At 66.0% G+C, this 15178-nt stretch carries 11 protein-coding genes; 9 read left to right on the top strand and 2 right to left on the bottom strand.

Features of this window, described 5'->3' with window-relative positions; translation table 11 throughout:
* Positions 1-112 precede the first annotated feature (112 nt).
* The 3 genes from C8J40_RS09760 to mtnP all read left to right on the top strand — a co-directional run bounded on the left by C8J40_RS09760 (position 113) and on the right by mtnP (position 3022).
* A complete protein-coding gene (locus tag C8J40_RS09760) occupies positions 113-466 on the top strand; it encodes an iron-sulfur cluster assembly accessory protein (RefSeq protein ID WP_107962784.1) in 354 nt (117 codons plus the stop codon).
* 304 nt (positions 467-770) lie between these two features.
* Positions 771-2162, top strand: a complete 1392-nt coding sequence (locus tag C8J40_RS09755; protein WP_132896851.1) for an amino acid permease — start codon at positions 771-773, stop codon at positions 2160-2162.
* Positions 2159-3022: an S-methyl-5'-thioadenosine phosphorylase gene (mtnP, locus tag C8J40_RS09750; RefSeq protein ID WP_132896850.1), complete on the top strand. Its 864-nt coding sequence runs from the start codon at positions 2159-2161 to the stop codon at positions 3020-3022. The genes C8J40_RS09755 and mtnP overlap by 4 nt, the downstream gene beginning before the upstream one ends.
* A 36-nt stretch (positions 3023-3058) precedes the next feature.
* Here mtnP and C8J40_RS09745 read toward each other — a convergent pair whose 3' ends face one another.
* On the bottom strand, positions 3059-3394 hold the full coding sequence (locus C8J40_RS09745) for a DUF6481 family protein (RefSeq protein WP_132740214.1): 336 nt from the start codon (positions 3392-3394) through the stop codon (positions 3059-3061).
* Between the two features lie 298 nt (positions 3395-3692).
* Between C8J40_RS09745 and C8J40_RS09740 the strand changes: the two genes are divergently transcribed.
* The gene (locus C8J40_RS09740; RefSeq protein WP_132896849.1) at positions 3693-5291 is read left to right on the top strand and encodes a hypothetical protein; all 1599 of its coding nucleotides are present in this window, start codon (positions 3693-3695) and stop codon (positions 5289-5291) included.
* Positions 5292-5380: 89 nt separating this feature from the next.
* The gene (locus C8J40_RS09735; protein ID WP_132896848.1) at positions 5381-8101 is read left to right on the top strand and encodes a TonB-dependent receptor; all 2721 of its coding nucleotides are present in this window, start codon (positions 5381-5383) and stop codon (positions 8099-8101) included.
* Positions 8102-8260: 159 nt separating this feature from the next.
* On the opposite strand, the gene C8J40_RS09730 is transcribed toward C8J40_RS09735, so the two are convergent.
* A complete protein-coding gene (locus C8J40_RS09730; RefSeq protein WP_132896847.1) occupies positions 8261-8917 on the bottom strand; it encodes a 2OG-Fe(II) oxygenase in 657 nt (218 codons plus the stop codon).
* Between the two features lie 157 nt (positions 8918-9074).
* Between C8J40_RS09730 and C8J40_RS09725 the strand changes: the two genes are divergently transcribed.
* The 4 genes from C8J40_RS09725 (at position 9075) to gspF (ending at position 15174) form a co-directional block, all read left to right on the top strand.
* Positions 9075-9893, top strand: a complete 819-nt coding sequence (locus C8J40_RS09725) for a type II secretion system protein N (RefSeq protein ID WP_132896846.1) — start codon at positions 9075-9077, stop codon at positions 9891-9893.
* The gene (gene gspD / locus C8J40_RS09720; protein ID WP_132896845.1) at positions 9890-12097 is read left to right on the top strand and encodes a type II secretion system secretin GspD; all 2208 of its coding nucleotides are present in this window, start codon (positions 9890-9892) and stop codon (positions 12095-12097) included. Before C8J40_RS09725 ends, gspD begins: the two co-directional genes overlap by 4 nt.
* Positions 12094-13758, top strand: coding sequence for an ATPase, T2SS/T4P/T4SS family (locus C8J40_RS09715; RefSeq protein WP_132896844.1), 1665 nt, complete (start codon positions 12094-12096; stop codon positions 13756-13758). The genes gspD and C8J40_RS09715 overlap by 4 nt, the downstream gene beginning before the upstream one ends.
* A gap of 189 nt (positions 13759-13947) precedes the next feature.
* Positions 13948-15174: a type II secretion system inner membrane protein GspF gene (gene gspF, locus C8J40_RS09710; protein ID WP_132896991.1), complete on the top strand. Its 1227-nt coding sequence runs from the start codon at positions 13948-13950 to the stop codon at positions 15172-15174.
* Positions 15175-15178 lie beyond the last annotated feature (4 nt).

Here is a 15178-nt window from a genome sequence, read left to right as displayed (position 1 = left end):
AGGGGGCGGGGGGTGGGCACGCGCTCACCTCGCGACCGACGGTTATGAGTGGCTGGCCGGGAGCCCACCCCCGGCCCCTCCCGCTTGCGGGAGGGGGGAAGGAAGGACGATCATGGCGACGACATTGCGAGCACGGCCGGCGGCGCTGAACCTCACGGAGACGGCGCATGCGCGGATCGCCGACCTGATGGCGCGGGCTCCGGCGGATGCGATCGGGGTGAAGCTGTCGACGCCCAAGCGTGGGTGTTCGGGGCTGGCCTATTCGGTGGATTACGTCACCGAGGCTAAGCCGTTTGATGAACGCATCGACACGCCGGGGGGGACCTTGTTCGTCGATGGCGGGTCGATCCTGTACCTGATCGGGTCGACTATGGATTGGGTCGAGGACGACTTCACCGCCGGCTTCGTGTTCCAGAACCCGAACGCCAAGGGTGCCTGCGGGTGTGGGGAAAGCTTCACGGTCTGAGAGTTGCCTTAAGGTAGCGTGTTTCCCCGCGAAGGCGGGGACCCAGACTGGGCTCCCGCCTTCGCGGGAGAACAAGGAGGTGCAGTCCCGTTTGTTTGAGACGGATCATTGCAGCTCCCCGGCGAAGGCCGGGGCCCAGTTGGGAAACGGTGCTGACATAGCGTAGCGCGTCGTTACAAGAACCTTGCCAACTGGACCCCGGCCTCCGCCGGGGAGGATATTTTGCTCGGTAAGAGGCGCGGTTGATGGCCTTGCCCGCCGCGCCCCACCTGTGCCACTCCCCGCGCAACAAGAGGGGATATCCGTGGCCAGTCTGTTTCGCCGAAAAATCGTCACCGAGCAGCCGCCCGAGCATCAACTCGCGCGCACCTTGTCGTGGCCGCACCTCGTGGCGATGGGCGTCGGCGGCATCGTCGGGACCGGCATTCTCACGCTGATCGGCGTGGGGGCAGGGCTCGCCGGGCCTGCGGTGATCCTGTCCTTCATCATCGCCGGCGGCATATGTGCATGCGCGGCGCTCGCCTATGCCGAGATGGCGACGATGATCCCGGCGTCGGGCAGCGCCTACACCTACAGCTATGTCGTGCTCGGCGAGCTGATCGCGTGGGTGATCGGCTGGTCGCTGATCCTCGAATACTCCCTCGTCGTGTCGACCGTGGCAGTCGGCTGGTCAGGCTATGCCGCGCCATTGTTACGCGGGGCGTTCGGCTTCCCCGAGGCGCTGACGCTCAGCCCTGAGCTCGGCGGCATCCTCAACGTCCCCGCCATCTTCATCATCGCGGTCGTCGCTGGCGTGTTGTCGTTCGGCACGCGCGAAAGTGCGACGCTCAACGCAGTGCTGGTCGGCGTGAAGATGATCGCACTGACCGTGTTCGTGTTCATCGCGCTGCACTATTTCAACAGCGCCAACCTCCACCCGTTCATGCCCTATGGCTTCCCCAAGGCGGTCCAGCCCGACGGCGCCGAGCGCGGCGTCATGGCGGCGGCAGCGATCATCTTCTTTGCCTTCTACGGCTTCGATGCGATCTCCACCGCCGCGGAAGAGACGAAGAACCCCGGCCGCGATCTTGCGATCGGGATCGTCGGGTCGATGGTCGCGTGCATCGCGATCTACATCCTCGTCGCGGTCGCCGCGGTCGGCGCGCTGTCGTACACCAAGTTCGCCGGCAGCGCCGAACCACTCGCGCTGATCCTCCGCGAGATCGGTCGGCCCGGGTTCGCGACCTTCCTCGGCGCCTCCGCCGTGATCGCGTTGCCGACCGTGCTGCTCGCCTTCCTGTTCGGGCAAAGCCGGATCTTCTTCACGATGGCACGCGACGGCCTGCTCCCGCTGAGCCTCGCCAAGGTCTCCAGGCGAGGTGCCCCCGTCCGCATCACCTGGATCACCGCGGCGATCGTCGCGGTGATCGCTGGCCTGTTGCCGCTCGCCGAGATCGCCGCGCTCGCCAATGCCGGCACGCTCGCCGCGTTCGTCGCAGTCTGCGCGTGCATGCTGGTGATGCGCCGCCGCGCGCCCGACGCGATCCGTACCTTCCGCGCGCCGGCGGCAACGCTGGTGGGAGCGATCGGCATTCTCGGTTGCCTGTATCTCTTCTTCAGCCTGCCTTCGAAGACGCAGCTCTATTTCGGGCTGTGGAACCTGCTCGGGCTGGTGATCTACTTCGTCTACGCCCGGCCGCGAGCGCTGGCCGAATGACCGGCTGGACGATCGGGATCCTTGGCGGCTCGGGGCTGTATGCGGTCGACGGGATCGAGGACGGTCGCTGGCAAACCGTCGAGACGCCATGGGGGGCACCGTCCGACGCGATCTACACTGGTCGTGTCGGCCATGTCGGCGTCGCGTTCCTGCCAAGGCATGGAAGGGGCCACCGGATTTCCCCTTCCGAACTGAACGCGCGCGCAAATATCGACGCGTTGAAGCGGCTCGGCGTGACTGATGTTCTCGCCGTGTCGTCGGTCGGCTCACTCGTCGAGGCACGCCCGCCCGGCAGCTTCACGATCGTCGACCAGTTCATCGATCGGACCAAGGGCCGCCCGTCGAGCTTCTTCGGCACCGGCCTCGTCGCGCACGTCTCGATGGCGGACCCGGTCTGTCCGCGGCTATCTCGTTATGCTGCCGAAGCCGCACGCGAGGCGGGCGCGCAGGTCGACGACTGCGGCACCTATCTCGCGATGGAAGGCCCGCAATTCTCGACCCGCGCGGAAAGCCGGCTCTACCGGCAATGGGGCTGCAACGTGATCGGCATGACCGCGATGCCCGAGGCGAAACTCGCGCGCGAGGCGGAGCTTCCCTACGCGCTGGTCGGCATGGTCACCGATTACGACTGCTGGCGTGAGGACGAGGCGGGTGTCGACGTCGCGGAGGTCGTAGCACAACTCGGCGCCAACGCGGCAAAGGCCCGCGCGATGGTGATGGCGCTGCTGCGTAATTTGCCGATGGAGCGCGAGGCTTCGCCGATCGACACGTGTCTCGACACCGCGATCATCACCGCGCGCGATGTGCGCGATCCGTCGCTGGTGGCGAAACTCAGCGCGGTAGCAGGACGCGCGCTGTAGCGGGCGGATCCGCCGAGACGGATCCGCGCACGCGACTTACTTCTTCTTGTTCTTCCGCGCGGCGTACTTCGCGTCGCGAATCGCCTTCTTCTCGGCGTCGGTCAGCTCGACCTTGGCCTCGGCCTCGCGCTTCTTGGCAGCAGCCGCTTCGGCCTCCGCCTTCTTCGCAGCCTTGGCTTCGTCCTCGGCGGCGCGCTTGGCGGCGCGCTTCTCGCGCTCGGCCAGTTCCTTGGCCTCACGCGCGGCAAGGCGCTCGGCAACGACCGCCTCGTCGATCGGCGGCTTGGCCTTCAGCGCTTCGAGCGCCTTCTGCTTGGCGGCGGCTGCGCTGCTCGTGCGGTCCTGGAAGCTGGGGTCCTTGAAAGAGGCCATTGTCGTAGAATAATCCTGTAATATCGGTCTGACCGCCCCGACGCAGGAATGCGCGGGCAGTGACGCTGACGGCGCCTGTAAATCATCGCGCGCCGGATCGGAAGAGATGTGTTCGAAAGCGCAGGTTTCAACCCATGCTGCGCAAACGGTGTCACCGATCCGTCACATCATCGTCATGCAAGCGTCATCCAAATCGCATCGTAACGTCACGTGCTCCGCATAGTCGCCTAATCGAGGTCGGCAGGGGGGAGCCTGAGTCGATCCATCAGATCAACGATTTCGACCGGGAGTCTCTCGAATGACCATCTTCAAGCGCACGAGTCTTGTTCTGCTCGCCGGCACTGCCTGCATGGCCCTCTCGGCCTGCGATGGCGCGGACAGCGTCGCGTCGCCGGGCGAAGGCGTGATCGTCGTACCGGGTACGCCGACGCCGAGCCCGACGCCCACGCCGACTCCTACCCCGACCGCAGGCACGCCCGCGACGTCGTGCCCGACCGGCACCACCGATGTCGGCATCCTCGGCAATTACCGCTCGTGCCGCCTGCCGTCGCTGATCACGTCCGCCTTGAGCCTGCCGAAGGCCGCGGGCGTTGCCTATGAGATCAACGGCCGCGTCGACGTCGGCGTCGACATCGGCGGCGCAGGCACCGCACCGGGCGGGATCGCCACCACGCTGACGATCGCAGCCGGCTCGCTGGTTTATGCCAACACGACCAATGCGGATAACGACTATATGGTCGTCAACCGCGGCTCGAAGCTGATCGCCGAGGGCACCGAGACGCAGCCGATCATCTTCACTGCGCAGGCGAACATCACCGGCGGCGTCACCGACGAATCGCAGGGCCTGTGGGGCGGCATCATCCTGGCCGGTCGTGCACCGATCTCGAACTGCAACAATACCGTCCCCGGTGGCAACGTGGCCTGCGAGAACGTCGTCGAGGGCACCAGCACCGCGCTGTACGGCGGCGCGACGCCGACCGATAGCAGCGGCAGCATCCGCTACGTCCAGATCCGCTATTCGGGCACCGTCATCAGCCCGAACAACGAGCTTCAGGGCCTGACGCTCGGCGGCACCGGCTCGGGCACCACGCTCGATCACATCCAGGTCCACAACAGCTCGGACGACGGCATCGAGATTTTCGGCGGCCGCAGCAACCTGCGCTATCTGGTGCTGACGGGTTCGGATGATGACGGCCTGGATACCGATGTCGGCTGGCAGGGCTTCGTCCAGTTCGTGCTGGCGATCCAGAAGCCGGTCAACACACAGACCGACAACTACTCGACCGAGATCGATTCGAACGGTTCGGAAGACGCGCTGCCGCGCCAGGCCTACACGCTCGCCAACTTCACCTTCATCGAGACGTCGACCGCGACCAATGCGGCGATCCGTCTGCGCGGTGGTGCCGATGCGACCTTCGTCAACGGCATCGTCAGCAACCCGAACAGCGCATGCCTCAACGTCATCGCCGGCGCCGATGCAGGCGGCAAGACGACCATCCGCCCCGCCGACACGACGTTGCAGGACAAGGGCCCGCCGGTGTTCAACTCGGTCGTGTTCAGCTGCCTGACGCCGTATGCGACGACGACGGTCAACGGCATCACCGTAACGGTCGAGGAGCAGCAGGCGCTGTTCCGCGCGGGCGCCAACAACACCGATAGCGCCGCGGTCGGCTCGGCCGTCACCGGCACCTTCCTACCCGCGGGCGCATCGAGCACGACCACCGCGTTCAACGCCGCCACGCTCAACCCGACCGGGACGTCGTTCCTCGTCAACACCAACTATGTCGGCGCGGTCAACGGCAGCACCGACACCTGGTATCGCGGTTGGACCTGCAACTCGAACCGCGCGAGCTTCGGGACGACGAGCAGCGCCTGCACCGCGCTGCCGACCAGCTGACACCCACGCCAAGCCTGAGGCTGCGCGGGGGGCGGGGGCCCGCCGCGCAGCCTTGTACCTACCGAATTCCTCTTGTTGCCGGGGCAGCCATGAAGTCATCCGTTCTCGTCTCCGTCCTGCTCGCGACGACGACGTTCGTCCCGGCGCAGTCGTTCGCGCAAAGCGCTCCCGCCGGCAGCGTCGTCTCGCCGCAGGCAGGGACGCCGGTCGAACAGCGCACCGACCCCGCTGCTCAGGCCGAACAACAGCAGGAGCAGGTCGAGATTTCGACGCCTGGCGGCAGTGGCACCGGTGAGGACATCGTCGTCGTCGGCCGCAACGTCCCGAACGCGGTTCGCGCCACCGCTGCCGTCGTCAACGTGCTGTCCTCGGCGGATATCGCGCGGACCGGCGAAGGCGATATCGCCGGTGCGCTCCAGCGCGTCACCGGCCTGTCCGTGGTCGGCAACGGCCTCGTCTATGTCCGCGGTCTTGGTGATCGCTATTCGTCGTCGCTGCTCAACGGCTCGCCGCTACCGTCGCCGGAGCCACTGCGCCGCGTCGTCCCGCTCGATATCTTCCCGACCAACGTGATCGCCTCGGCGGTCGTCCAGAAGAGCTATTCGGTCAATTACTCGGGCGAATTCGGCGGCGGCGTCATCAATCTGACGACCAAGGCGGTCCCCGAAAAGACCTTCTTCCAGTTCGGCGGATCGGTCGGCGCGGACACCGTCACGACCAGCGAACTCGGCTATGTCTATGACGGCGGCAAGCACGACTGGACCGGTTTCGACAGTGGCGAGCGCAAGGTGCCCGGCTTCATCAAGTCGGCGGGCGCGAACGGCACGTCGCTGACTGGCGCGCAGATCACCGCATTGTCGAACGCCAAGACGACCTTGCTCCAGCAGAACAACCAGATCCCGGCCAACCTCTCGGGCGAGACGAGCTTCGGCACCTCGGCCGATATCGGCAGCACGCGCGTCGGCGTGATCGCTGCGGCGGGGATCAGCAACACGTGGCGGACGCGCGATACGCTGCAGCAGTCTACCGACGACGTCGGCGGCATCCTGACGCGCGATTTCCGCACCGTGCTGACCGACAACCGCTCGATCATCAACGGCCTGCTCGGCTTTGGCGCGGAGTTCGGCGAGAACAAGATCCGCTGGACCAACCTCTACATCCACGACACGCTGAAGCAGGGCCGCCTCAGCACCGGCTCGACCTCGAACATCGGCGATGTCGACGGCATCCAGCCGTTCATCGTCCAGAACACGAGCTGGTTCGAACGCCAGTTGATCGATACGCAGCTGGTCGGCGAGTTCAAGTTTGGCGATTTCGCGCTCGATACGCGCGGCAGCTACGCGAAAACCGAGCGCAACTCGCCCTACGAACGCCAGTTCACCTATCAGTACAATGCGAATGTCGGTGACTATACCAACAACCTCAGCGGCTTGCAGAGCGCGGCGGTGGCGTTCAGCGAACTCGACGAGACGCTCTGGTCGGGTCAGGCGAACCTCACCTGGAACGTGCCGTTCGACCGCCCGTTCGCGCTGTCGGTTGGCTATGCGTATAGCGACACCGATCGCACATCGAGCCGCTATACCTTCCGTTATCAGACCGCGGGCAACGTCGCGCTGAACGATGCGGTCGCGCAGGAACGCCCCGACTATCTGTTGTCGGACTTCAACCTCCAGATCTATGGCATCGGCCTCGCCAACACGTGCGTCGCGCCAAACTGCGCGCCGACCTACGACGCGTCGCTGCGCGTCCATGGTGCCTATGCGCAGGTCGAGGGCGAGATCCTCGACGGTCTGCGCGCCAATGTCGGCATTCGTTACGAGGACGCGCTGGAGACGGTGCTGCCGGGTGGCGGTGCCGGCGTCTCGTTCGCGCAGACCAATCTGTCGCGCGCATACTGGCTGCCTGCGGTGACGGTGACGTGGAACTTCGCGTCCGACATGCAGCTGCGCGGGCATATGTCGAAGACGCTGGCCCGGCCGCAGTTCCGCGAACTCGCGCCGCAGCTGTATCAGGATTTCGAGAGCGATCGCCTGTTCTTCGGCAACCCGTTCCTGACCGACTCGCAGCTATATAACGGCGAGCTGCGCTACGAATGGTATTTCGCGCGCGACCAGAAGTTCAACCTGGCGGGCTTCTATAAGCGCATCGACAACCCGATCGAGGCGGTCGCGTTCTTCCCGGCGGGCAGCGACACGCTCCAGACCGGCTTCGCCAACGCACCGCGCGCAAACCTGTACGGCGGCGAGGTCGAGCTGCAGAAGTACATCCCGCTCGACGGCCTGGGCGGCGACTTCTTCGCGACCCGACGTCTCGTCGCGATCGCCAACTACACCTACACGCATTCCGAGCTGCAGGTTGGCGACGAGCTGATCGCCAGCCCGATCCAGAGCAACGGCACGACCGCCAGCCTGCGTCCCGCCAACGTGCTGTTCCAGGACGGCGCGGCGCTGACCGGGCAGTCGGATCATCTCGTCAACCTGCAGCTCGGGATCGAGGACAAGGCGAGCCTGTCGCAGCTGACGTTGCTGTTCAATTACGCGAGCGACCGCGTGACCAACCGTGGCCCGGTCGGTGGCGGCGGCGGCGTTCGCCTGCCCGATCTGATCGAGAAGCCCGGCATCCGCTTCGACGTCGTCGCGCGGCAGGGCATCGCCGTCTCGGGCAAGCAGATCGAGATGAAGTTCGAAGCGCGCAACCTGACGGGGACGGGCTACCGCGAGTACCAGACCTTCTCGAACGGTGCCGAAGTCGACATCAACCGCTACAAGCTCGGCCGGGTGTTCACACTGGGGGCGAGCGTGCAGTTTTAAGGGCCAAAATACCCCTGCATGCCACCACCCCGGCGAAGGCCGGGGCCCAATTGGCAAGGTGGACGTAATGGAGCGATGTGCCTCATTATCGCCGTCCCCCAATTGGGCCCCGGCCTTCGCGGGGTGGTATGAGTTCATCAGGCTCGCCGACTTCAGCGTTCACCCCCAAGCCTTCTCCCGAAACCATTTGGTGATCACGTATTTGACCCCCGCGCGCACCTTCATCCCATGATGCAGCGTCGCCGCATTCAAGCTCCCGTCCGCACGTCGGTTGTTCCACGCGAGCAGCTTGCCCGTCTCCGGCTGGATGATCTTGTCGACCACCTTGAACCGCGTCGCGCCACCCGCCTCGGGCTGGTTGAGATAGATCATGACGGTCCACGTCCGGTTGCCGGCCACGCCGCAATAGCGATGATAGTCGACGCCGTTCGGCTCAAAATAGTCGGTGTGCCCTTTGAACTCCTGCCCGACCGCATAGCGCTGTCCCTGCAACGGCTCGCCGTGCACCGGGTCGAGCCCGGTCAGCGCCGCGATCCGAGCCTCGACGTCGATCACGACCGGATCGTCCGCCGACAGATCGCCCGTCTCGCTCGTCCGATAACTCGCGTCACCGTTCGAATCGGAGATCGTCGACGGACGCCGCACCGCATCGATCCGCTCGATCAACGCCGTGCACAATTCGGGCGGCAGGAAGTCGCGCCGTACGAACAAATCGAGCTTTGCGCTCGGCACGCGTTGCACGCCGGGCGCGGACAGTCGGGCGAGGACCGGTTCGGGGGGCAGGCCGCAGCCACTGGACGGAAGAGGATCGGACATCTGCGTCTTCTGCCCATCGGGGGCGTAATGCGCTACCCCAGCTGTAACGCGCATGGCCGGCATCAGATTTCGTATGTTTAACGCACAAGCCATTGACGCGGAATTGTAACATGGCATGCCTACGCGGCGAGATGCGGGAAATTGGGGTGGGTCGCGCATGCGATTGAAGCTGGACGCGAGGGCGCGCCGTATCTTGCGGCGTATGCCGGTCGTGAATGTCTATAGTGTCGTCGAGCTTGCGCTGCTGGCGGGGCTTGCGGTCCAATGCGCTCGGCTGGCCTGGACCATCGTGACGCCGATCACGCCGCTCGGCGACTGGCGCCCGGCCGCGCCGATGGTAGTCGGCTCGCCCGCCGACATCTTGCGCGGCTTCGATCCGTTCTTCCGTCTCGGCGGTGCGCCCGGAGCCCCGGCGACGGTAACGTCGCTCCAGCTCACCCTGTTCGGCACGCGCATGGACGAGGCGATGGGTCGCAGTTCGGCGATCATCGCCGGTCCTGACGGCGTTCAGCAGAGCGTTGCGATCGGCGATGAAATCCAGCCGGGCGTTCGCCTGAAGGCGGTCGCGTTCGATCACGTCACAATCGATCGGGGTGGTGTCGACGAGGATCTCTTTCTCGATCAGTCGGGTGCGGTAGCGCCGGTCGTGCCGGGCGCCACTTCGGCCGGCGCGTCGTCCGATGCTGCCGGGATCCCGATCGCACAATTGCGGACCGAGATTGGCTTCATCCCGAGGATCGATGGTGGTCGGATCAGCGGGCTGACGCTCCGGTCGCAAGGGTCCGGTGCAGCGTTTCGCGCGGCCGGGCTGAAAGACGGCGACGTGCTCACGTCGATCGGCGGACGACCTGTCACTGGGCCTGGCGATCTTGACCGGATCACCAAGGATTTCGCGGGCGGCGGCAACGTCCCCATCACTGTAGAGCGCGGACAGGATACTCTGTCGCTCGCCATCACGATTGCGCCTCCTCAATGAAAAAGCTTCTTCTCGGACCTGTCGTGGCCTTGGTCCTCGTGGCTAGCGCGCATGCGCAGACTACGCTGAACGTTCGCGATGCCGATATCCGCGCGTTCATCGCCGATGCCGCCAAGGTTACCGGGCGAACGTTCATCATCGACAACCGCGTCGCCGGCAAGGTGACGGTAGTGACCGATCGCCCGCTGTCGCGCTCCGAGTATTTCGAGGTCTTCCTCTCGACGCTTCGCGCCAACGGACTCGTCGCAGTGCCGACCTCGAATGGCGCCTTCCGCGTCCAACCGCTCGACAACGCCGCGTCGCAACCCAGCCGGATCGGGGTCGCCGGGGCCGCGCGCAACAGCTACGTGACCGAAATCGTTCGCCTCCGCGCGATCGACGCGCAGTCTGCGGTCGAAACCGTCCGCCCCCTAGTCAGCGCGCAAGGCTCGGTCAGCGCGAACCGCGGGGGCAACAGCCTCGTCGTCGTCGATTTCGCCGACAACATCCGCCGCATCCGCGAAGTCCTTCGCCGGATCGACACCGACACCTCGTCCACCCGCGTCGTCGCGCTCAAGAACGCCAGCGCCAAGGAGATCGCGACCGCACTCCAGGGCCTGATCGGGACCGGCACCGGCGGCGGGCAGGGCGGTGCTGCCGCCACTGGGCCGAGCGCCTCGGTCGTCGCCGTCGAGGGCTCGAATGCGGTCGCGCTCCGCGGCGATCCGACCACCGTCGCCCGTCTTGCGCAGGTCGCGGTCGACCTCGATCAGAAGGCGCGTAACGGCACCGAGATCAAAGTCGTGTTCCTCGAAAACGCGGATGCCGAGCAGCTGTTGCCGGTGTTGCAGGAACTCGTTGGCCAGACCCCGACCCAGCCCGTCCAAACCGCGCTTTCCCGCTCCAACTTCGGATCGAGCAGCACCAACGGCGCGTCCGGCGGCCAGTCGAACATCGTGCAGCCACAGGTCAACCAGTCGGTACCGACGTCCGGCGGCTCAGCAGGCTCCGGCCAGCCCGCGATCACCGCCGCCGGCGGCAAGACCGCTGCGGTGGTGACGCGTTTCGCCGGTGCCAACGCGATCGTCATCGCCGCGCCCGCAGAGATCCAGCGCCAGCTCAACGACGTCGTCCGCCAGCTCGACACGCGCCGCGAACAGGTCCTTGTCGAGGCGATCGTCGCCGAAGTCTCTGACACGACCGCGCGCACGCTCGGTGCGCAGTTCATCGTCGGTGATCCCAGCGGCGGCGCGTTCGGCGCCTCGACCTTCTCGAACTCTGCGCCAAACATCCTGCAGATCGCCGGCGCGATCGGCGCGACGCAGCTTAACACGTCGAGCACCACGACGGTCAATACCGACGGCAGCACGACGACCACCAACACCACCAGCGACGCGGCGAACACGCTGCAACAGTCGGCGATCTCGTCGATCCTGGCCGCGACCGGCGGGTTCGGCGGGTTCGGCGGCAAGATCGGCAGCACCTTCTTCGGCGCGATCATCAACGCGGTGAAGAGCGACACCACCTCCAATCTGCTCCAGGTCCCGCACCTCGTCACGCTCGACAACCAGGAGGCGCACAGCCTCGTCGGCCAGGAGATCCCGATCACCACGGGGCAGGCGCTCTCTACGAATTTCGACAACGCGTTCCGGACTACGCAGCGCCAGAATGTCGGCATCGAGCTGACCGTTCGGCCACAGGTAAACTCGTCGGGGACGGTGAAATTGAACCTGCGCCTGGAGGTCAGCTCGATCGCCGGCCCGGTATCGAGCGACAACAGCGACCTGATCCTCAACAAGCGCGAGGTCGAGACCGTCCGCACCGTCGACGACGGCCAGATCGCGGTGATCAGCGGCCTGCTCGACGACAACGAGCGCCGCACGATCGAGAAGATCCCGCTGCTCGGCGACATCCCCGTGCTCGGCCATCTGTTCACGTCGAAGGCGAAACAGCGATCGAAGACCAATCTGATGATATTCATCCGCCCGACCATCCTGCGCACCGCGGAGGACAGCCGCAAGCTGACCGAGCAGCGCTACGGCTATGTCCGGTTGCAACAGGGCTTGCAGGAGCCCGGCGCGGAGCCATCGATCGACCAGCTTGTCCGCGACTATATGGGCGCCGCGCCGCCGATTCCGTCTGGCCCGATCCCCGGTAGCATCGAGGATCCGCGCATCGCGGTGCCGGTCCGCACCTCGACGATGGTCGTCCGGCCGAAGAAATGATTATCCGCGAAGGCCATGAGATCGACGCTCTTCCTTCCCCCCTCCCGCTTGCGGGAGGTGGCGGGGGAGGGGCCGCCTTACTCACGGACGAAGCGATCGAGGGCTATGTCATTCCCTCCCCCGACCCCTCCCGCGAACGGGAGGGGAGCAGTGAAGCGTTATCATCGACCGACCTGCCCCAGATCACCATCCCCTACGCCTTCGCCCGAAAGTTCGGCGTCGTCGTCGACCACACCGACACCGACTCGCACCTCACGATCGCGATGCGCGCTGGCGCTGACCCGAAAGTCCTGCTCGAACTGCGCCGCTACCTTGCGCGGCCGTTCGACGTGACCTTCGTCGAACAGGTCGCTTTCGACCGTCTGCTGTCGAACGTCTACGCAATGGACGGCCAGGCCAACGCACTCGCCGCGGTCGGGATGGGCGACGAACTCGACCTGCTCGCGGGTGACATGCCGACCGCGGAGGATCTGCTCGACACCGCCGACGACGCGCCGGCGATCCGCCTCATTAACGGCATCATCGCCGACGCCGCACGCAACGGTGTGTCGGACATCCATATCGAGCCGTACGAGACCGGCCTCGTCGTCCGGATGCGGATCGACGGCGTGCTGCGCGAGACGCTGCGGATGCCGCCCAACGTCGCGCCGGTGGTGGTCAGCCGCATCAAGGTGATGGCCCGCCTCGACATTGCCGAGCGCCGCGTGCCGCAGGACGGCCGCATGGGGCTGACGCTTGGCGGCAAGCTGCTAGACGTCCGCGTCTCGACGCTGCCGTCTCGGGCAGGTGAACGCGTGGTGCTGCGTATCCTCGATAAGGAAAACGCCGGGATCGACCTCGAAGCGCTCGGCCTGCCGCCCGCCTTGTTCGCGCTGCTCAACGAAGCGCTGAGCGAACCCAACGGCATCATCCTCGTCACCGGCCCGACCGGTTCGGGCAAGACCACCTCGCTCTACGCCGCGCTGCGCTTGCTCAACGACGGCAGTCGCAACATCCTGACCGTCGAGGATCCGGTCGAGTATGCGGTCGATGGCGTCGGCCAGACCCAGGTGAACCCGAAGGTCGGCCTGACCTTCGCCGCGGGCCTGCGTGCGATCCTCCGCCAGGATCCCGATGTCGTCATGGTCGGCGAAATCCGCGACCGCGAGACCGCCGAGATTGCGGTGCAGGCGTCGCTCACCGGCCATCTCGTGCTGTCGACGGTCCACACCAACGACGCGATCGGCGCGATCACCCGCATGCGCGACATGAAGGTCGAGAGCTTCCTGCTCGCCTCGACGTTGCGGGCGGTGATCGCCCAGCGCCTGGTCCGCCGCCTCTGCCCGACCTGCCGCAAGGCCGTGCCAGCCTCGGACACGGTTGCCCCGTTGCTCGGCATCGCCCCCGAGGCGATCGTCTACGTCGCGCAAGGCTGCGAAGACTGCAACCAGACCGGCTACAAGGGGCGCATCGGCGTGTTCGAAGCCGTTCGCATCGACGACACCATCCGCCGCCTGATCAACACCGACGGCCACGAATCCGAGATAACCGCACACGCGTTTGCGAAGTCTCCGAACCTCGCCCAGTCCGCTCGCGACCTCGTCCTGTCCGGCCAGACAACGGCCGAAGAAGCCGTCCGAGTATCCCGCCGCGACACAACCGAAGTCGTGGAAAATGCGTAACGCCCAGAAAATCCTCCCCGGAACGGGGAGGGGGACCAGCGAAGCTGGTGGAGGGGGGGCACCGCGCGCGCGCCACCTGACATCATTCGCCACGGCTTCGTGCGCACGATCCCCACAGCTGGAACGTTCGCGGCACGCCCCCTCCACCACCGCTACGCGGCGGTCCCCCTCCCCTTGCAGGGGAGGATGATGGCGGATTTCGACTATATCGCGATCGACACCAAGGGTGCGGAACGTCGCGGCCACGTCGCCGCGGCCGACATCGACGTCGCGCGCGCCGCGCTCGACGCGCGTAAATTCTATGTCGTGAAGATCACCCCCGGCGCCCCCCCGCAGGCAACCAAAGGCCGCCCGTTGTTTGGCCTCCAGCTCGGCACGCCGAAGATGTCGGGCAAGAACCTCACCCTCTTCACTCGCCAGCTTGCCACGCTCAACCGCGTCTCCCCGCTGGAGGAATCGCTCCGCACGATTACGCGGCAAACCGAACAGGACAGCGTCCGAACAATAGTCCAGCACGTCCATGCCGGTGTCGTCGAAGGCCGCCGCCTCGCGGACGCGATGGCGCGAGAGCCGAAAAGCTTCCCGCCGCTCTACCGCGCAATGGTCTCGGCAGGCGAAAGTTCGGGCTCGCTCCCGACCATTCTCGACCGCCTCGCCGCTCTGCTCGAACGCCAGGCCGAAATCCGCGGCAAGCTCATCACCGCGCTCGCCTACCCGTCGATCCTCGCACTTGTAGCGTTCGGCGTCGTCACGGCACTGATGATGTTCGTCGTCCCGCAGGTCGTCGAGCAATTCGACACAGTCGGCCAGCAATTGCCGCTGCTGACGCGGATGGTGATGGCGTTCTCCGCGTTCCTCGTCGGATACTGGTGGGTTATGCTGTTGATCGTCGTGGGCGGCGGTCTGGCGGGATGGCAGGCGCTCAAGGACCCGACGATCCGGCTCGCGTTCGACGGCTGGCTGCTCCGCATTCCGCTACTCGGCCGCCTGATTCGAGACCTCCACGCGGCAAGGATGGCGCGCACGCTCGGCACGATGGTCGCGAGCCGCCTGCCGTTGCTCGACGGCCTCAACCTTACCGCCAGCACGATCCACAACCGCCGCCTCCGCCAGGCCTCGGACCAGATCGTCGACGCGATCCGCGGCGGTGGCTCGCTCTCCGCCGCGATGCGCCGCGCAGGCGTCTTTCCCCCGCTGCTGACCTATCTCGCGGCATCTGGTGAGGCAGCAGGTCGGCTCGACGAGATGCTCGAGCGCGCGGCGGACTATCTCGAACGCGAGTTCGACCGCTTCACCGCCACCGCGCTGTCGTTGCTCGAACCGCTGATCATCGTCGTGATGGGCGGCATCGTCGCGACGATCGTGCTATCCATCCTGCTCCCGATCCTCCAGCTCAACACGCTGGCCGGACAATGAGGTT

Source organism: Sphingomonas sp. PP-CC-3A-396 (genome assembly GCF_004343105.1).
In the GTDB taxonomy this organism is placed as follows: Bacteria; Pseudomonadota; Alphaproteobacteria; order Sphingomonadales; family Sphingomonadaceae; genus Sphingomonas.
This window is presented reverse-complemented; position numbering and strand designations above follow the sequence as displayed.